Origin of the sequence: Kribbella sp. VKM Ac-2571 (assembly GCF_004362255.1) — a bacterium.
Lineage (GTDB): Bacteria > Actinomycetota > Actinomycetes > Propionibacteriales > Kribbellaceae > Kribbella > Kribbella pratensis.
Genome location: NZ_SNWS01000002.1, coordinates 436,945 through 452,993, shown reverse-complemented (window position 1 = coordinate 452,993; position 16,049 = coordinate 436,945). Strand labels below are relative to the sequence as shown.

The 16,049-nt window shown below is 68.2% G+C and carries 20 protein-coding genes and 1 tRNA gene; 11 read left to right on the top strand and 10 right to left on the bottom strand.

Annotated elements, in window-relative coordinates; translation table 11 throughout:
* Nucleotides 1-325 precede the first annotated feature (325 nt).
* Nucleotides 326-1,669 (top strand): helix-turn-helix transcriptional regulator, encoded by a 1,344-nt coding sequence (locus tag EV651_RS06280; protein WP_202870183.1) that lies wholly within the window; start codon nucleotides 326-328, stop codon nucleotides 1,667-1,669.
* A gap of 392 nt (nucleotides 1,670-2,061) precedes the next feature.
* Here EV651_RS06280 and EV651_RS06275 read toward each other — a convergent pair whose 3' ends face one another.
* On the bottom strand, nucleotides 2,062-3,435 hold the full coding sequence (locus tag EV651_RS06275; protein WP_133782932.1) for a cystathionine beta-synthase: 1,374 nt from the start codon (nucleotides 3,433-3,435) through the stop codon (nucleotides 2,062-2,064).
* Nucleotides 3,436-3,511: 76 nt separating this feature from the next.
* Between EV651_RS06275 and EV651_RS06270 the strand changes: the two genes are divergently transcribed.
* Entirely contained in the window at nucleotides 3,512-4,540 is a 1,029-nt protein-coding gene (locus tag EV651_RS06270; protein ID WP_133782930.1) for an SGNH/GDSL hydrolase family protein, read from the top strand.
* A gap of 114 nt (nucleotides 4,541-4,654) precedes the next feature.
* On the top strand, nucleotides 4,655-4,885 hold the full coding sequence (locus tag EV651_RS06265) for a DUF4287 domain-containing protein (protein ID WP_130384213.1): 231 nt from the start codon (nucleotides 4,655-4,657) through the stop codon (nucleotides 4,883-4,885).
* A gap of 33 nt (nucleotides 4,886-4,918) precedes the next feature.
* Here the strand turns inward: EV651_RS06265 and EV651_RS06260 are convergent, their stop codons facing one another.
* The 3 genes from EV651_RS06260 to EV651_RS06250 form a co-directional block, all read right to left on the bottom strand.
* Nucleotides 4,919-6,022, bottom strand: coding sequence for a VOC family protein (locus EV651_RS06260; protein WP_133782928.1), 1,104 nt, complete (start codon nucleotides 6,020-6,022; stop codon nucleotides 4,919-4,921).
* A 96-nt stretch (nucleotides 6,023-6,118) separates the two neighbouring features.
* On the bottom strand, nucleotides 6,119-6,949 hold the full coding sequence (locus EV651_RS06255) for a Bax inhibitor-1/YccA family protein (protein ID WP_133782926.1): 831 nt from the start codon (nucleotides 6,947-6,949) through the stop codon (nucleotides 6,119-6,121).
* Between the two features lie 146 nt (nucleotides 6,950-7,095).
* A complete protein-coding gene (locus EV651_RS06250) occupies nucleotides 7,096-7,845 on the bottom strand; it encodes a DUF4118 domain-containing protein (protein ID WP_133782924.1) in 750 nt (249 codons plus the stop codon).
* 73 nt (nucleotides 7,846-7,918) lie between these two features.
* Here EV651_RS06250 and EV651_RS41215 point away from each other — a divergent pair, with 73 nt between their 5' ends.
* Nucleotides 7,919-8,107 (top strand): DUF664 domain-containing protein, encoded by a 189-nt coding sequence (locus tag EV651_RS41215; RefSeq protein ID WP_166658512.1) that lies wholly within the window; start codon nucleotides 7,919-7,921, stop codon nucleotides 8,105-8,107.
* On the top strand, nucleotides 8,104-8,214 hold the full coding sequence (locus EV651_RS41210) for a DUF664 domain-containing protein (RefSeq protein ID WP_166658511.1): 111 nt from the start codon (nucleotides 8,104-8,106) through the stop codon (nucleotides 8,212-8,214). Before EV651_RS41215 ends, EV651_RS41210 begins: the two co-directional genes overlap by 4 nt.
* Nucleotides 8,215-8,327: 113 nt before the next feature.
* On the opposite strand, the gene EV651_RS41205 is transcribed toward EV651_RS41210, so the two are convergent.
* Nucleotides 8,328-8,579, bottom strand: a complete 252-nt coding sequence (locus tag EV651_RS41205; RefSeq protein ID WP_166658510.1) for a hypothetical protein — start codon at nucleotides 8,577-8,579, stop codon at nucleotides 8,328-8,330.
* Nucleotides 8,580-8,615: 36 nt separating this feature from the next.
* Here EV651_RS41205 and EV651_RS41790 point away from each other — a divergent pair, with 36 nt between their 5' ends.
* The 3 genes from EV651_RS41790 (at nucleotide 8,616) to EV651_RS06230 (ending at nucleotide 10,800) form a co-directional block, all read left to right on the top strand.
* On the top strand, nucleotides 8,616-8,771 hold the full coding sequence (locus EV651_RS41790) for a hypothetical protein (protein ID WP_202870182.1): 156 nt from the start codon (nucleotides 8,616-8,618) through the stop codon (nucleotides 8,769-8,771).
* Between the two features lie 183 nt (nucleotides 8,772-8,954).
* Nucleotides 8,955-10,262 carry an NAD(P)/FAD-dependent oxidoreductase gene (locus EV651_RS06235; protein ID WP_133782922.1) on the top strand — a complete coding sequence of 436 codons (1,308 nt, stop codon included), beginning with the start codon at nucleotides 8,955-8,957 and terminating at the stop codon, nucleotides 10,260-10,262.
* Nucleotides 10,263-10,353: 91 nt separating this feature from the next.
* Nucleotides 10,354-10,800 carry a nitroreductase/quinone reductase family protein gene (locus EV651_RS06230; RefSeq protein WP_133782920.1) on the top strand — a complete coding sequence of 149 codons (447 nt, stop codon included), beginning with the start codon at nucleotides 10,354-10,356 and terminating at the stop codon, nucleotides 10,798-10,800.
* 84 nt (nucleotides 10,801-10,884) lie between these two features.
* Here the strand turns inward: EV651_RS06230 and EV651_RS06225 are convergent, their stop codons facing one another.
* Complete coding sequence (locus EV651_RS06225) at nucleotides 10,885-11,544, bottom strand: response regulator transcription factor (RefSeq protein ID WP_133782918.1); 660 nt, start codon at nucleotides 11,542-11,544, stop codon at nucleotides 10,885-10,887.
* A 115-nt stretch (nucleotides 11,545-11,659) separates the two neighbouring features.
* A complete protein-coding gene (locus EV651_RS06220) occupies nucleotides 11,660-12,769 on the bottom strand; it encodes a sensor histidine kinase (RefSeq protein WP_133782916.1) in 1,110 nt (369 codons plus the stop codon).
* 104 nt (nucleotides 12,770-12,873) lie between these two features.
* Here EV651_RS06220 and EV651_RS06215 point away from each other — a divergent pair, with 104 nt between their 5' ends.
* The 3 genes from EV651_RS06215 to EV651_RS06205 all read left to right on the top strand — a co-directional run bounded on the left by EV651_RS06215 (nucleotide 12,874) and on the right by EV651_RS06205 (nucleotide 14,020).
* Nucleotides 12,874-13,380, top strand: coding sequence for a glycine cleavage system protein R (locus EV651_RS06215; RefSeq protein WP_130384223.1), 507 nt, complete (start codon nucleotides 12,874-12,876; stop codon nucleotides 13,378-13,380).
* Nucleotides 13,377-13,919, top strand: coding sequence for a peptide deformylase (gene def, locus EV651_RS06210; RefSeq protein ID WP_133782914.1), 543 nt, complete (start codon nucleotides 13,377-13,379; stop codon nucleotides 13,917-13,919). Before EV651_RS06215 ends, def begins: the two co-directional genes overlap by 4 nt.
* Before the next feature lie 18 nt (nucleotides 13,920-13,937).
* A tRNA-Leu gene (locus EV651_RS06205) sits at nucleotides 13,938-14,020 on the top strand.
* 111 nt (nucleotides 14,021-14,131) lie between these two features.
* Here EV651_RS06205 and EV651_RS06200 read toward each other — a convergent pair.
* The 3 genes from EV651_RS06200 to EV651_RS06190 form a co-directional block, all read right to left on the bottom strand.
* Nucleotides 14,132-14,434 carry a hypothetical protein gene (locus EV651_RS06200; protein WP_133782913.1) on the bottom strand — a complete coding sequence of 101 codons (303 nt, stop codon included), beginning with the start codon at nucleotides 14,432-14,434 and terminating at the stop codon, nucleotides 14,132-14,134.
* A 137-nt stretch (nucleotides 14,435-14,571) separates the two neighbouring features.
* Nucleotides 14,572-15,240, bottom strand: a complete 669-nt coding sequence (locus EV651_RS06195; protein WP_133782911.1) for a J domain-containing protein — start codon at nucleotides 15,238-15,240, stop codon at nucleotides 14,572-14,574.
* Nucleotides 15,237-15,983, bottom strand: coding sequence for a hypothetical protein (locus tag EV651_RS06190; RefSeq protein WP_133782909.1), 747 nt, complete (start codon nucleotides 15,981-15,983; stop codon nucleotides 15,237-15,239). The genes EV651_RS06195 and EV651_RS06190 overlap by 4 nt, the downstream gene beginning before the upstream one ends.
* Nucleotides 15,984-16,049: the final 66 nt, after the last annotated feature.

Here is a 16,049-nt window from a genome sequence, read left to right as displayed (position 1 = left end):
GGTGACGAATCCGCGAACGCGTCCTGATGCGGTGAGGAGGTCCGCCCGGACGTGTGGAGTGGCGCAGGCCCGCCGGTTCAGGGAGCTCATAGAGCGGCACTCGGTTCTGAGCGTCGGCACGTCGCGATCCGGGCCCGTCAGGCCGATACGACCGGTCAACATTGTCTGATGTCTCATCGTGGGGCTCCCCTGTCAGCTCAAGTTCGCTGCTCTTAGGACACCCGCCCGCGAGGCCCCGGACAGAGATGTGACCACTCAGAGTGCAACCGGCTTGCACAACCTGCAAACATGGGTCACGCTCAAACTCCCGCCGTAGTGGATCGAGGTGACCGTGAGTACTTCGTCTGCCTGGACCACGATGTCGGCCGTCGCACAGGCAGCCGACGACGGTGACTTCGGCACCGTTCTCCGAACCGCCCGCGTGGCCGCCGGGCTGAGTCTGAAAGACGCAGCGCAGCTGGCCGGGGTCTCCGCGTCGACGTTGAGCCGGATGGAGACCAAACCTGGCCGCGCGTGGGACGTGCGCGACCTGCGCCGTCTCGCGGAGGTCTTCGGGATCCCTGAGCCTCTGTTCGGACTGTCGCGCCCAGTTTCCGGCCTGAGCACCGCTAGCCTGAGCGCAGGTGTCGATGAGGATGGTGATCCGATGCGCCGACGCGACCTGCTCGCGACGACCGCCGCGGTCGTGACCGGCGCAGCAGTGCTGCCTCCAGGCCAGGCGGCCGCCGCGTACGGAATGGCCGACACCATCGAGGACGTGCTGTTCGGGCGGGCCACCGCCGCGCCCATTCCTGAGCACCAACTGGGGGCGCAGATCGCCGCGGCGCGTGCCGATTTCCGCGCCACCCGCTACAGCCAGCTCGCCCGCCGCCTTCCCAAGCTGCTCGCGCAAGCAGTCGCTGGCCGCGACGCCGCCTCGACCAGCGAGGTCGGACCGGCATCCACTCGGCTGGCGCAGGCCTACTGCCTGGCCACGGAATTGCTGGTCAAACTGCATGATGACGGGATGGCCTGGGCCACAGCGGATCGCGCGGTCCAAGCCGCCCGCGCCGGCGACGACCCACTGACCTTGGCCGAGTCCCGCCGCTGGGCGGCGACCGTGATGCGGCGAACGCACCATCGCGAAGGCGCACAGCGGCTCATGCTCGACGCGGCAAGCCAACTACAGACCGATACCGGCCTGACCGACACCAGCACCGCCGCTACGTATGGGCAATTACTTGCCACCGCCTCCTACACAGCCGCGCTGCGCGACGACCGCGACAGCGCCTGGACATTGCTCGGCGAGGCCGAGGCCGCCGCACGCCGTACGCGCCTCACCAAGCACGACCGCTTCAACATGCTCGACCTGGCCGTCTACAAAATCAGCGTCTCGCGGGTTCTAGGCGACTTCGGCACAGCCGTCGACTACGCCCGCCTGGTCGACCCCGCCGGCATTACCGCCCCCGAACGTCGCGCCCGTTACTGGGAAGACACCGCCCTCGCCCTCCACGGACGTGGCAACAGGCAAGCCGCGTTCCAAGCCCTCGTCACCGCCGAGCGAGACACCCCACAGGAAGTCCGCTTCCGTCCCTGGGCACAGCAATTGACCCGCGACCTGCTCTCCGGCGACCGCAGCAACAGCCTGCACGGCGTGCGAGACTTCGCCGGTCGCATCGGCACGCTCTGAAATCGACGGTCCGCATCGTGTGGACAGCCAGCGCGAGCTGGTGCCTCTTTCCCCCGCGGGAACAGTCGACCAAGGTATACACCTTTCGCTCCAGAGCGGCAGCACGCCGCCGAAGGCGGCCAAAAGGCAGCCGCCGCGCAGCGGTGTCCTTTGCGGGCGGTGGCCTTCCATTAAGGGATGACCCGGACTCCTTCAGGATGAGTCCGGGTAACGCGGCGTACGACCTTGGGATGAAGGAAAGACCGACCGGTAGGCCGATGTCTCAGCGGGTCAGCTGAAGGACTCTTGAGACATGGACATTCTTCAGATCGCAGGCGCGGCAGTCGTGGTGATCGGCATCGTGATCACCGCGCTGATCGCCATCATCCCGTCAGTCGTAGACCGCTAGAAACTCAGTCGGCGGACAGATGGACCAACAGGTCCTGCCGGGTCAGCACGCCCACCGGCTTGCCGTCGTCCAGCACCATAAGGGCGTCCCTGCCCTCGAGCAGCTCGACCGCCTTCGTGACCGGTTCGCCGGCGCCCAGCGACGGGAGCGCCGCGTCCATGTGCTGCTCGACCATGTCGGCCAGTCGCGCCTTGCCGGAGTACAGGGCGTCCATCAACGTCCGCTCCGACACCGCGCCGGCCACCTCGGCCGCCATCACCGGCGGCTCCGCACGGACGACGGGCATCTGCGAGACGCCGTACTCACGCAGGATCGCGACCGCCTCGGCGATCGTCTCGTGCGGGTGGGTGTGCACTAGCGGTGGCAGGCTGCCGTCCTTGCCGGCCAGCACGTCACCGAGCGTGGTGCCCTGCCTGGTGTTGGCGAGGAAGCCGTACTGCGCCAGCCAGTCGTCGTTGAACACCTTCGTCAGGTAGCCGCGGCCGCCGTCCGGCAGCAGGACCACGATGACGGCTTCGGGGTCGTCGAGCTCCTTCGCCAGCTTGATGGCCGCCGCGGCTGCCATCCCGGCCGAGCCGCCGACCAGCATCGCCTCTTCGCGGGCGAGCCGCCGGGTGAGCGCGAACGAGTCCGCGTCCGACACCTCGATGACGCGGTCGCAGATGTCGCGGTCGTACGTCTCCGGCCAGAAGTCCTCGCCGACACCCTCGACCAGGTACGGCCGGCCGGTGCCGCCGGAATACACCGAGCCCTCCGGGTCGGCGCCGATGATCTGCACCCGGCCGCCGGAGACCTCCTTCAGGTACTTCCCGGTGCCGCTGATCGTGCCGCCGGTGCCGACGCCCGCGACGAAGTGCGTGATCTTGCCGTCGGTCTGCTCCCAGAGCTCCGGGCCGGTGGTCTCGTAGTGCGAGCGCGGGTTGTTCTGGTTCGCGTACTGGTTCGGCTTCCAGGCACCCTCGATCTCGCGGACGAGACGGTCGGAGACGTTGTAGTACGAGTCGGGGTGCTCGGGAGCGACCGCGGTCGGGCAGACCACGACGTCGGCGCCGTACGCCTTGAGCACGTTGCGCTTGTCCTCACTGACCTTGTCCGGGCAGACGAAGACGCACTTGTAGCCCTTCTGCTGGGCGACCATCGCGAGCCCGACACCGGTGTTGCCGGACGTCGGCTCGACGATCGTGCCGCCGGGCTTGAGCTCGCCGGAGGCCTCCGCGGCCTCGATCATCCGGACCGCGATCCGGTCCTTCACCGAGCCGCCCGGGTTGAAGTACTCGACCTTGGCGAGCACGAGGGGCTTGGCACCGTCAGTGGTCTTGGACAGCCTCACCAGCGGGGTGTTGCCGACGAGGTCCAGGAGAGAGTCTGCGTAGCGCACATCTTTACTGTAGTGATGCTCGTGTCTTTCCCCTATTTTCACTTGCGTCGTCGTAACGCCATGTAATGCTTAACTCATGAGTAGAGCCCGGGCAGCCAAGAAACTGGCCCAGGCCGCAGCCTACGGGGGCGGGGGACTCGGACTCATCGGCGCCACGTTGTACGGCGTACTGACCGCTGAGGCCGAGTACGCGAAGCGCGTGATCGGGCCGACGAGGTACTACCCCACTCCGGGCGACGGCCTGTACGGCCGGTATCCAGGACATCCGATCACGTTCGCCATGATCGGCGACTCCAGTGCCGCCGGATACGGCACCGAGACGCCGGACGAGACTCCCGGGGTGCTGATCGCCTCCGGTCTGGCCGAGCTGGCGAAACGGCCGGTGCGGCTGGTCGACGTGTCGAAGACGGGGGCGAAGTCGACGGATCTGGCCGCCCAGGTCGACGCCGCGTTGCAGGCGGGCCCGCACATCGCCGTCATCCTGATCGGCGTCAACGACGTGAAGGCGAAGATGCCGCCGTCGACCTCGGTCCGGTTGCTGTCGGCCGCCGTACGCCGGTTGCGCGCCGCGAACTGTGAGGTGGTGGTGGGCACCTGTCCCGACCTGGGCGTGGTCCGGACGATCATGCCGCCGCTGCGACAGGTCGCCCGGTCCTGGAGCCACCGGCTGGCCGCCGCTCAGACCATCGCAGTCGTCGAAGCAGGCGGCCGCTCCGTGTCATTGGGCTCGTTGCTCGGCGAGGTGTTCCGCTCCAACCCGTCGATGTGGGGCCGGGACAACTTCCACCCGTCGGCCACCGGGTACACGGCCGCGTCGGCGGCCCTGCTTCCGTCGGTGGCTGCCGCGATGGGCGTCGGCACCGAGTCGTTCGTGCACCCGGAGCAGTTCCGCGGCGAGGCGATCCTGCCGATCGCGGAAGCCGCCGTACAGGCTGCTCGCCAGGCCGGCACCGAGGTCGCGGCCACTGAGGTCGCCGGGCGTTCGCGTGGTCCCGCCGGCCGATGGGCCGCGTTGCGCCACCGGCGCCGGCACCCGAAGGCCGAGGTCGATCGGGTGGACGAACCGACCGAGAGCAGCCCCGACGCCGTGCCGGTGTGTCAATAGTTGCTGGCTTGTGCGTCCGCTGAGCGGCGACTTTCATGTCGGGAGTCTTGCCTCCGGGCGGCCACTTGGTGCACAGTCGATAACTACGCGGTACCCCGATAACGGGAGGCGAAGATGGGCTTGAACCACTCCGAGGAGACGCATCAGCGTTTGGTGGAGGCCGTGCCCAGATGCACCGGACGCGCAATGACCGAGTGGTTCCAGCTGATGAACGACGGACCGTCGTTCCTGCGCTTCGACGACAGAGTGAGATGGCTGGCCGGCGAGTACGCACTCGCGCACGGGCACGCTACCGCCATCGTCCATGAGTTCGATCTCGTCAAGGCGCATCGGCGAATGGGCTGAGCCGCAAAGGAGACAACTCGAAGACCTGCCCTTTCAGGTGGAGGGGCAGGTCTTTCGCGCTCCGATGACCACCTCGTTGCCCTCCGGATCGGCAACCAGGTAAGGCCTCTCGTCCAGCAGCCGCCCACCCGCTCGCAACGCTGCCTCGACCCGTGCCGCCACCGCATCCTGGGGTACGTCGAGCTCGAAGTGGATCCGGTTCCGCTGCCGCCGGGGTTCCTCCAGCTGCTGGAAGAACAGCACCGGGTTCAAGCGCCGCGGGTCGTAGATGTCCGTGACGTGCGGCCGGTCGTCCTCGGCGTAGCCCAGCAGCGTCAACCAGAACGCGCGGACCGCCGGTACGTCGACCGCGTCGATCCCGAACTGCACGAACCGCAACCGCGCGGGGTCCGCGCGCAACCCGAGATCCTTCGCCGCAGCCTCGATCTGCGTGGCCAGCGCGACGAACCTCGGATCCACGCTCTCGCCGTCCTCCCACTGGTCCTTGCCGCTGTCGATCACGACACCTTCCGCCCGCACGTCGATCATCAGCGGAATGCCCGCGGCATCAGCCAACTCGGCCACCTTCGTCACCAGCTGCGCCGGTGACGAGGTCGGGTAGAACGTCATCGCCGCGAACAACGCCAGCCAGTCGGTCGTCCCCGGCAGCGGATCGCCCGGTACCAGGTCGACCTCGTTCCCCTCGTCGTCGGGCAGCATCACGCCGTACGGCCCGGACGGCTCACGCTCCGTCACCGCACGCGCCGCGTCCACCGCCGCCGATGGCCGGACCACGTCGACGTGAATCCGGTTGCGGAGCGGCCGGGGTTCTTCGAGGCGTCGTACGGCGAATTTCGGATCGCGTCGCAGCGGATCGTCGAGACCGTCGCCTTGTTCGTAGCCCAAAGCGGTCCGCCAGAACGTCCGCACCGCGGCTGGTTGGGCCGCCTCGATCACCACGCCGAGGGTCTGGACGCCAGCAGGATTCGCCACCAAGCCGAGCTCCCGGGCCACACCCGCGATCTGCTCCGCCGTCGGCACCCGCACCCCACCGGCTCGCAGGTCGACGTCGGGCATCCCGCCGGGAGACTCAGCCAGCCGGGCCACGAGCGCGGCGCCTGCGGCGTGCGAGGGAGCGTCGTACCAAGCAGTGGTCATGGGACCACCGTAGAGCGGGAACCGGACGACCGGCGTCCGGAAAGCCGGAAGGGCCGGCCCACCTGGACCGGCCCTTCCGTTGTTCGGTACCCGCTGTCAGTCGCCGCCGCGCAGGATGGCGAGGATCCGCAGGATGTTCCAGTACAGCCAGACCAGGGTGACAGTCAGGCCGAACGCGGCCCGCCAGGCCTCGTTCTGCGGGGCGCCCTGGCGGACGCCCTGCTCGACCATGTCGAAGTCGAGGATCAGGTTGAACACCGCGAGACCGGCGCCGAGCGCGGCGAACAGCAGACCCATCGGGCCCATGCCGCTGATGCCGGTGCTGATCCCGAAGAAGCTCAGGACCAGGTTGATCAGCAGCACGCCGGCGAAGCCCGCCGTACCGATGACCACCATCTTGGTGAACTTCGGCGTCACCTTGATCGCGAAGTACTTGTACGTCGCCAGCGTCAGGCCGGCCGTCACCATCGTGGCCAGCACGGCCTGCACGATGATGCCGGAGTCACCGACCCAGGCGGCGATGAACTTGCTGCCGATCCCGAGGAACACACCCTCGGCCGCGGCGTACAGCATCACCAGCGCCGGGCTCACCTTGCGGGAGAACGACAGCACCATGGCGAGCGCGAACCCGACCAGCGCGCCGGCCAGGAAAGCCGGCTTGACGAACTCGACCGGGATCCGCCACCACGCCAGCGCGGCGGCCAGCACGACCACGCCGAGCGTCACCGCGGTCTTGACGATCACGTCGTCCAACGTCATGGGGCGGCTCGAGGCCGGAGCCCCTGGGTACTGCTGCTGCGGCGGCATACCCGATCCGCCGTAGCCGTATGGGGTCTGCTGACCGTACGGAGCGGCCCCCGGATAGGCCTGGCCGTGGCCAGGCGCGAACGCACTCGACCGGTTCAGCACCGGGTTACTGCTCTGCATCTCTTCCTCCTGATGACCCACATCCGGGGCCGTATCGAGATACTACGGTCCCACCCTTAACAACATCTGAGAATCCATCGAGCATTCCGCACCGAAAAAGGGCGAATATCCATCGCTTCCCGATGTATTCGCCTGCAATACAAGGCTCAGACGTGCGGGCGGACGGGATCCTGGGTGGCGAGGGCCGCGCCGACCTGGTCGGCAAGGGCTACGGCTACCAGGCGTTGTTCGAGGTCGGGGCGGGCGATCCGGCTGGCGGCGGTGAGGAGGAAGCGGCCGCGGGGTTCGCCGGCGTGCTGGACGGTGAGTTCGATCTCGGCGTTCGTCGGCAGGCCGTCGCGTTCGACCTTCAGGACGTGCGATCCGCGGGTCACGGAGCCGTCCGGATTCAGCCGCGGCGCCTGGGTCTGCTTGCTGCTGGCAACGAACTTGGCGCCATCGATCCCCAGTACGGCGGTCAGTTCGGCGCGCACCTGCTCGATCAGGTCGTCGGTCGATCCGCCGGCCGCGACCGCCTGCGAGGTGGTGATCACGCCGTCGAGGTACCCTGCGCGCCGCGACGCCTTGGCTTGTTGCCCGCGGCCCCAGATCGCGATCTGCGTGACCGCGATCCCGATCGCCAGCAGCAGTACGGCCTGCTCCACGTCGTTGCTGCTGTCGATGGTGAAGCTGTCGTACGGCATGGTCAGGAAGAAGTCGAACCACACCGCGCTCGACACCGCCGCGATCACCCCGGCGAGCCGGATCCCGAACACGGCGACCGCCACGATCACGACCACCAGCAGCAACGCCGCGTTCGCGTTGTCGAAGTGCTCCCGAAACGGCGTCAACAGCACACACACCACCGGAGGCGCCACCACCGACGCCGTCAGGACCGGAGTCCGATAGTTCTCCACCCCTCTATTGATGCGCACCACCCCCACAGGATCAACAGTTCTCACAAGGGTCTGTCATCCGTACCGTGGCTGCATGCCCGAGATCGCCCGCATCCGGCCCGCCGAGGACACCGACGAACGCGGCACACTGACAGGCCTGCTCGACTTCCTCCGCGCAACCGTCGAACTCAAAGCGGCCGGCCTGACCGACGAGCAGGCGTTCGCCCGCCCCGTCCACCCGTCCGCGCTCACTCCGGGCGGAGTCGTCACTCGGAAGGGATGACGTTCACTCTGCGCTGTGCGCTCGCGCACCTGATCGAGGAAACCGCCCGCCACCTCGGCCACCTCGACCTCCTCCGCGAGTCCACCGACGGCCAGGTCGGCGAATAGCTGACCGATGTGTGGGTGGTCGAGGTGTGTGCATTTTCGACAGGAGGTGTCGGGTGGCCGGGTAGTGCACTTGAGCGTGATTGTGATCGTGCATACGGTGTCTCGCTGGTGCCCTACCTGTCGAGCTTGCACACCAGCCGAAAACCGATGGCTACTCGGACGTTCGGCTGCGGGTCAGTCGTACGCCGGAATTCGTCGAGGTGAACGGCATCCAGCTCCACCCCGACGTCCAGAACCGCGGCGTCGGAACGGCGATCCTCACGCGCGTTGCAGTCCGAGGCCGCGAGGTCCGGCGTACCGCTGAAGCTGAACGTCGAGCGGGACAACCCTGACGCCCGCCGCCTGTACGAACGCCTCGGCTTCACAAAAACCGCCGAGGACAAGGGCGAGGACGTGCTGCAGTGGCACCCGAGTTCGCGATCGGCACCGGGCGGCACGCCGTAACGCTCTCGGAGTACGGCTTCACCCCCGAGTCCCGCCACGCCGACTGGACCAACACCGAGTTCACCGCCGACTCCCCCTCCCACGTCTCCGCCTACCGCTTGTCGACCGCGTAGCGGTTGTGTGTCGGGGGTGGCGGGTACTGGCCGCGGGACCCACCATGAGGGGATGAGAGCTCCCTCGGGTGGGGGATGTTCGGTGGGTGAGATCACTCGCGGGAGGGTTTGTGAAATCTTTCACGAGCATTTAGCGTTGAAGTGAACATGAAGTCGGAGATCCACTCAGGGAGAGTGAACCCCATGACAGCCCAGGTGCCGCACATCCTCGTCGTCGGAGGCGGCTACGTCGGGATGTACACCGCGTACGGCCTGCGCCGCGCCGCCCGTAAGGGGCGGATCCGGGTGACCGTGGTCGACCCGCGGTCGGTGATGACCTACCAGCCGTTCCTGCCGGAAGCCGCGGCCGGTTCGGTGGAGCCGCGGCACGTCGTGGTGCCGCTGCGCAAGACCCTCAAGGGTTGCCGGGTGGTGACGGGTCGCGTGACGGGGATCGATCACGCGAACAAGGTCGCCAAGGTGATGCCAGAAGAGGGCCCGGAGTACGAGCTCGCCTACGACCAGATCGTCGTCGCGCTCGGCTCGATCGCCCGCACGCTGCCCATCCCCGGCCTGGCCGAGGAAGCGACCGGGTTCAAGAACGTCGAAGAGGCCATCGCGCTGCGCAACAAGGTCCTGGACCGGCTCGACGTCGCGTCGTCGCAGCCTGACCCGGCGCTGCGCAAGTCCGCGCTCACGTTCGTCTTCATCGGCGGCGGGTACGCCGGTGTGGAGGCGTTCGCCGAGCTCGAGGACATGGCCCGCTACGCCACCCGCTACTACGACAACATCAAGCCCGAGGACATGCGCTGGGTCCTGGTCGAGGCCACCAACCGGATCCTGCCCGAGGTCGGCACGGATCTCGGCAAGTACACCGTGGACCAGCTCCGCAAGCGGAACATGGACATCCGGCTGGAGACCAGGCTGGAGTCCTGCGAGAAGGGCCACGTGATCCTCAGTGACGGCGAGGAGTTCGACGCCGACACGATCGTCTGGACGGCCGGCGTGAAGGCGAATCCGGCGCTCGCCGCGACCGACTTCCCGCTGGACGAGAAGGGCCGGGTCAAGACGCTGCCGAACCTGCGGATCGAGGGCGTCGACGACGCCTGGACCGCCGGCGACAACGCCGCCGTACCGGACCTGACGAGTGAGACCGGTGCGTACTGCGCCCCGAACGCGCAGCACGCCGTACGGCAGGCGCGTCGGCTCGCGGCGAACATCCTCCGGGTGGTCGACGGGCAGCCGCCGCAGGACTACGAGCACAAGTACGTCGGCTCGGTCGCGAGCCTCGGCCTGCACAAGGGCGTTGCCCAGCTGTACGGCGTGAAGGTGAAGGGCTGGCTCGCCTGGTTCCTGCACCGGACCTACCACGTGTCCCGCGTACCCACCTTCAACCGGAAGGCCCGCGTGATCCTGGACTGGACCCTGGCGCTGTTCTTCCGCCGCGAGGTCACCAGCCTCGGCAGCCTCCAGACCCCGAACGAAGAGTTCCGCCGGGCAACGCAGTCGTAGCGAAACACCTGATCGGCCGGGCCCCCAACTCGCCGGGGGCCCGGCCTTCTTTTTGCTGTCCTGCTCTGCGACGCTGTGTCTGGAGGGGGACATGAGTAAAGCGATGCTGCCGCCGCGCTGGTTCACCCGTGCGGCCTGGAAGGTCCATCGAGGTCTCTACAACGCCAGCAAGGGCCGCAAAGGTCTCTCACGACCGCGGGACCAGAAGTACGGCCTGTTGCGGCTCACAGTGATCGGCCGGCGGACCGGGGAACCGCGGAGCGTGATTCTCGGGTACGTCGAGGACGGGCCGAACCTGGTCACCCTCGCGATGAACGGCTGGGGCGCACCCGAACCGGCCTGGTGGCTGAACCTGCTGGCCCACCCGGACGCCGAGGCGGTCCTCGTCGACGGGCAACGACCGGTCCGCGGACGCGCCGCGGACGGCCCGGAACGCACGCGGCTGTGGGGCCGCTGGCAGGAGCTCGACAAGAACCTCGACGAGTACGCCGATCGCCGCCCGAGGACGACCGCGGTGGTGGTGCTCGAACCGCGTTAGTCGCGCAGCAGACCAGCGACTCCTGGTGTGCTCGAACCGCGTTAGTCGCGCAGTACGGGGGCGTCCTGGTGTGCGCGATCCGCGTCAGTCGTGCAGTAGGTCCGCGTCGTGGACGAGGAGGGCGATCTGGACTCGGTTGTTCAGGTCGAGTTTCGTGAGGATGCGGGAGACGTGCGTCTTCACGGTCGGAACGCTGAGGTAGAGCGTCGCGCTGATCTCGGCGTTCGACTTGCCCTCGCCGACGGCGACGGCGATCTCGCGTTCGCGGTCGTTCAGGTCCGCGAGGCGGGCGGCGGCCTTGGTCTTGCGGTCGTCCTGGCCGGAGTCGGCGACGCGGGTGATGAGGCGTTTGGTGACGGCCGGCGAGAGGACAGGATGTCCGGCCGCGATCCGGCGTACCGACTCGACGATCTCGGCGGGTGGCGTGTCCTTCAGGATGAACCCGGCGGCGCCGGCGCGAAGGGCGCGCAGGACGTGCTCGTCGGCGTCGAAGGTGGTGAGGATGACGACCTCAGGCGCGCCCGGGCGACGCCGTACCGCTTCCGTCGCGGTCAGGCCGTCGGTGCCGGGCATCCGAATATCCATCAGAATCACGTCCGGAGCGAGCCTGTCGATCAGGCCCGGTACGCCGGACCCGTCACCAGCCTCCCCCACCACGCGGATGTCCTCGGCGCCCCCCAGCATCAACTTCAACCCGGCCCGCAACAACGGATCGTCATCCACGATCAGCACCCGAATGGTCATGGGGTCTCCCGGTCTGGACTGAGGAGCGGAGGGAGCGAAGCGACCGGAGCGACGAGGGAAGACCGGGAGTCACAGCCCCAAGACCCCCGCGCCGGAGGCGCGGCATGCAACACCGTCATGCGGGCCACGGTAGCCAGGCGTAGAGGCGGAAGTCGCCTTCGGGGGTGCGGCCGTGTTCGACGCGGCCTTCGACCAGGGCGGCGCGTTCGCTGAGGCCCTTCAAACCTTGGCCGTCTCCGCGCCGGCGGTTCGGCGCCGGGTTGCGCAGCTCGACGGACAGTCCGTTGCCTGGGGCACCGGTCACGCTGATCGTCACCGGCTCCCCCGGCGCATGCTTGACCGCGTTCGTCAGACCTTCCTGCACGATCCGGTACGCCGTACGCCCGACGTGCTCCGGCATCGCGCCCGGCGCATCGAGCGTCAACTCAACCGGAATACCGGCCTCTCGCGAACCCTCCACGAGCGCAGGCAGGTCAGCGAACGCGGGCTGCGGGAGCTCGCCGACAGGAGCACGCAGTACGCCGATCACCTCGCGAAGATCCTGCAGCGCCTGGTGCGCGCTCGCCCGGATGATCTCGGCGGCATCGGCGACCTCGGCCGTGGACGCGTCCGGGCGGTACGCCAACGCACCGGCATGCACGCTGAGCAACGACAGCCGATGCCCGAGTACGTCGTGCATCTCGCGGGCGATCTCCTCGCGCGCCCGCAGCTGCGCCTGCTCGGCCTGCAGCGTCGCCACGGTCTCGGCCCGATCCGCCCGGTCCCGCAGCGTCTGCAGGAGCTGCCGCCGGGACCGGATGTAGAACCCCCAGCCTGCCGTGGCGGCGTACAGCGTGATGCCGATGACCAGCTGCGTCTTCCAGTCCTCCTTGTGCCGCACCTGGAGATAGGTGAACGTGGCGACGAAGTTCAGCGCGAAGACCCAGATCGAGGTCCGCCACGGCTTGTGAACGGCGACGGTCATGACCAGTACGAGCGTCGGCCCGGCCGCGGCGTCGGAGTACACCGAGACCGCGGCCGCGAGAATCGCCAGCGGGACGGCCCAGCGGCGCCGGAACCACAGGGTCAGGCACAGCACCATCCCCGACCAGAAGTCGATCGCGAGCAGCGTCCGCGGCACCGGATCGCCCTCACCCTCGCTGTAGGCGAGCAGCGCGAGCAGAACCGCGAGCACGAACGACACACTGTCCACGACCCAGTTCATGGCCGTACGCCGCTCACTCATGAGTTGAATGTAGCGGTGGGTAAGCGATCTCCGCGGTGAGTGCGGGTGTCCGGATACCGAAGTCGGTGCGATCGGGTACTTAGGTCGGCGGTAGGTTGCCGGGCATGAGTCAGCTCGCTGTCACCGTCATCGGCCCGGACCGCCCGGGGATCATCGCCGACGTCACCGAGGCCCTGGTCGGTACCGGGGTCAACCTCGAGGACTCGACCATGACGCTGCTGCGCGGCCACTTCGCGATGATGATCGTCTGCGCCGGACCGTTCGACGAGGTGAAGTCGGCACTCGAGCCGCTGCGCGGCGAGCTGGTCATCACGGTCCGCAAGATGGGCCCCGAGCACGAGCACGCGCCGATCGGTGCGCCGTACATGCTGAGCGTCCACGGCGCGGACCGGCCGGGGATCGTGGCGGCGGTGACGCGGATGATCGCGGCCGCCGGAGGCACGATCACGGACCTGGCGACGCGGCTGAGCGGCGGGCTGTACGTGCTGACCGCCGAGGTCGAGCTGCCGCCGACGGCGGAGCTGGAGATGCTGGACCGGGCGCTCGAGATCACCGCCGAGGAGCTCGGCGTTGGCGTCACGCTACGCCCTGCCGAGAGCGACGAACTGTGATCACGGACTGGTCCCCCGCACGTCTGGATGTCCAGGGCGCCGTACTCGAGGTCGTCCGCGCGCCGCACCCGGTGCTTGCGACGGAGAGCGCGGAGGTGGACCCGCTCGACCCGGAGATGATCCAGCTCGCCGCGGACCTCGTGGCGACCATGCGGGTCTCCCCCGGGTGCGTCGGTCTCGCGGCGCCGCAGGTTGGCGTCGCGGCGCAGATGTTCTCGCTCGACGTGACCGATCACCCGAAGACGCGTACCTGTCACGGCGTCTTCGTTCTGTGCAACGCGGTCGTCGTCGAGGCCTCACGCAACGAGAAGGCTCGCGAAGGGTGCATGTCGGTCCCTGACTTCACCGGCGACGTCAAACGCGCGACCCGGCTGACGGTCACCGGCGTCCTCCCCGGTACGACGGACCAGGTCACGATCACCACCGACGCGTTCGAGGCCCGCGCCCTCCAGCACGAGATCGACCACTGCAACGGGAAGCTGTTCCTGGACCGAGTAGCCGGCGCCCACGCCGTGTACCCCCGAAAGACCTACCTGTAACGAGTACCCTCGTCCCGAGCCCGGGTGGCGGAACGGCAGACGCAGCGAGCTTAAACCTCGCGGCCCTAACAGGCATACGGGTTCGAATCCCGTCCCGGGCACCTTTCTCTGACCTGCATAGACAACCAAGCACTCGATAAGCCGGCTGTCGGGATGCGGCCCCATCCAGGGCCCGAAAGCGCGCCGCCACCACAGCACGGCCTCCGATCGGGTCAGCCGTAGGCGTTGAGGAGTACGACGAATACGACCACCGTCACGGCGGCGAGTGCGAGGCCGATGTACGCCCAGACACGACCGCCGCTCCGGACGCCTGTCGCCCCTGCCCCGATCGCGCCGGCAAGCCCGACCGGCAAGAACATCGAGCCGAGTATCCGAGCCCACTGGGGAGGATCGAACGACGTGGCGCTCAAGGCCCAGATCCAGACAAATGCGGCCAATGCGACGATTCCCGCCAGCGCACTCACCTTGCCAGCCAGAGTTGCCTGCTCTGGATCGGTACGACGGACCGTGTTCATGCCCCAGTGTGAATCTCATCGCCTGCGGTCCGCAGAGGCATACGTCCCTTCGCATGACGGCCGGAAGTCTGTCAACGGTGGCGACCGGTGTTCACGCTTGGAGGGTCTATGCTGACCGTCCTGGTGGCGGGCACTTGTCAACTGCCGCGTGCGAGGGCGCCGACGATCGAGAAGCCGACAAGGCCGACGTTGATCAGGATCGCCAGCCAGGCGAGGGGTCTGCCGGGGCGGTTGTTGCGGAGGACTGAGATTGCCAGGTAGATCGAGATCGGCGAGCAGATGAATGCGGTGAGCAGGGCGCCGACTGCTTGCCCGCTCACGCCGCCGCGACGCTGCGGGCTGTACGTCGTGTAGGACTCGCGGTACGGCGGGGCGGTGTACGAATCGCGGTAGGGCGGGTCGGCGTACGGCGACTCGGTGTACGGATCCTGATATGCCTGCTCGTAAGTGTCCTGGCGTGGCGGGGCCGAGGTGGGGCCGGGGCCGGAGGCCCAGTCGAAGGGGTCCGCGGCCGGCTCGTCGGGTTCGGGCTCGGTGGGGCGCGTCGGGCGGACGAAGTCCTGGGGGCGTTCCTTGCGCTGCAGCAGGAGGGCGTAGTCGGCGCGCCGGGTCGGGTCGGTCAGGATCTCGTAGGCGCGGTTCAGCTTGACCTGTTGCGTGGAGTCGCCGCCGACGTCGGTGTGGTGGCTGCGGGACAGGCGGCGGTAGCTGCGCTTGATCTCCTCGGCGCCGGCCGACCGTGCGACCCCGAGCAGCTTCCAGGGATCGGCTCCGTCGAGGTCCCGGAAGTCCCGGCTCGAGCTCATCGAGCGACGTCCGCCTGGTAGCAGGTCAGGCGCCAGGAGGCGTGCTGCGGATCGACACCGTTGGGCAGGCTGCGGTGCCCGGTTGCGAACGTGACTGTCTTGTCGCCCGCGAGGTAGCACCACAGGTCGAGCTTTTCGTCGTTCCCGTAGTAGTAGTACCGGTAGTGCGTGATGGCCTGCGCACCGAGGAACGGTGTTTGCAGGCGTTGCTGCGCCTCCAGCGGCAGGTTGCCGAGGACACCGCGCATCTCCTGCGTAAGGTTCAGCTGCGGCGGGACAGACTGCTGGGACTGCTCGTCCTTGCCACGCGAGACGAGCGAACGCAGGCCACCGCGCGGCTTCGTGGCCTGTTGCAGTACGACGGCGTGCTTGATGCTCGACGGCACAAACGGATCGATCCGCACGCTCTGCGTCCGCTGACCCTGGTTGTTGACCCGCGGCGTCGTCACTGCGAGCCCGTTCGGCCCGAGTACGACGGCGTACGGCCGGTCGCGTTCCCGCTCGTGGAGGTCGGCCCACCACTCGATCGCCGGTCCTACCTTGCGCTCGACGTACGCCTTGACGTCGTCGTGGAGCTCGCCCCACCAGTGGAACCGATCCGGGCTGGGAACGAACCCCAGTGGTCCTGCCTCGTGCGCGGCAGGCATCGACGGCGCGGCCGGTGCACGCTCGACTCCACCACCTGCAGGCCGTTGCGCGGCCGGGCGTCCCCGAGATTGCTCGGGCAGGTTGTCACGAGTCATGTGAGCAGCGGCGTGGGGCGGCGGCATGCATAGTGGGCAGCTTCCAATACGTCGCGTGTCCAGGTC

What these genes read in the sequence shown, in the direction of transcription:
- EV651_RS41215 (WP_166658512.1), top strand. Translation starts at nt 7,919, where the DNA reads ATGCCCGAGATCGCCCGCATCCGGCCCGCCGAGGACACCGACGAACGC.
- EV651_RS06220 (WP_133782916.1), bottom strand. Translation starts at nt 12,769, where the DNA reads ATGAGTGAGCGGCGTACGGCCATGAACTGGGTCGTGGACAGTGTGTCG.
- EV651_RS06200 (WP_133782913.1), bottom strand. Translation starts at nt 14,434, where the DNA reads ATGAACACGGTCCGTCGTACCGATCCAGAGCAGGCAACTCTGGCTGGC.
- EV651_RS41210 (WP_166658511.1), top strand. Translation starts at nt 8,104, where the DNA reads ATGACGTTCACTCTGCGCTGTGCGCTCGCGCACCTGATCGAGGAAACC.
- EV651_RS06260 (WP_133782928.1), bottom strand. Translation starts at nt 6,022, where the DNA reads ATGACCACTGCTTGGTACGACGCTCCCTCGCACGCCGCAGGCGCCGCG.
- EV651_RS06270 (WP_133782930.1), top strand. Translation starts at nt 3,512, where the DNA reads ATGAGTAGAGCCCGGGCAGCCAAGAAACTGGCCCAGGCCGCAGCCTAC.
- EV651_RS06235 (WP_133782922.1), top strand. Translation starts at nt 8,955, where the DNA reads ATGACAGCCCAGGTGCCGCACATCCTCGTCGTCGGAGGCGGCTACGTC.
- EV651_RS06215 (WP_130384223.1), top strand. Translation starts at nt 12,874, where the DNA reads ATGAGTCAGCTCGCTGTCACCGTCATCGGCCCGGACCGCCCGGGGATC.
- EV651_RS06225 (WP_133782918.1), bottom strand. Translation starts at nt 11,544, where the DNA reads ATGACCATTCGGGTGCTGATCGTGGATGACGATCCGTTGTTGCGGGCC.
- EV651_RS06195 (WP_133782911.1), bottom strand. Translation starts at nt 15,240, where the DNA reads ATGAGCTCGAGCCGGGACTTCCGGGACCTCGACGGAGCCGATCCCTGG.
- EV651_RS06265 (WP_130384213.1), top strand. Translation starts at nt 4,655, where the DNA reads ATGGGCTTGAACCACTCCGAGGAGACGCATCAGCGTTTGGTGGAGGCC.
- EV651_RS06230 (WP_133782920.1), top strand. Translation starts at nt 10,354, where the DNA reads ATGAGTAAAGCGATGCTGCCGCCGCGCTGGTTCACCCGTGCGGCCTGG.
- EV651_RS06255 (WP_133782926.1), bottom strand. Translation starts at nt 6,949, where the DNA reads ATGCAGAGCAGTAACCCGGTGCTGAACCGGTCGAGTGCGTTCGCGCCT.
- EV651_RS06190 (WP_133782909.1), bottom strand. Translation starts at nt 15,983, where the DNA reads ATGACTCGTGACAACCTGCCCGAGCAATCTCGGGGACGCCCGGCCGCG.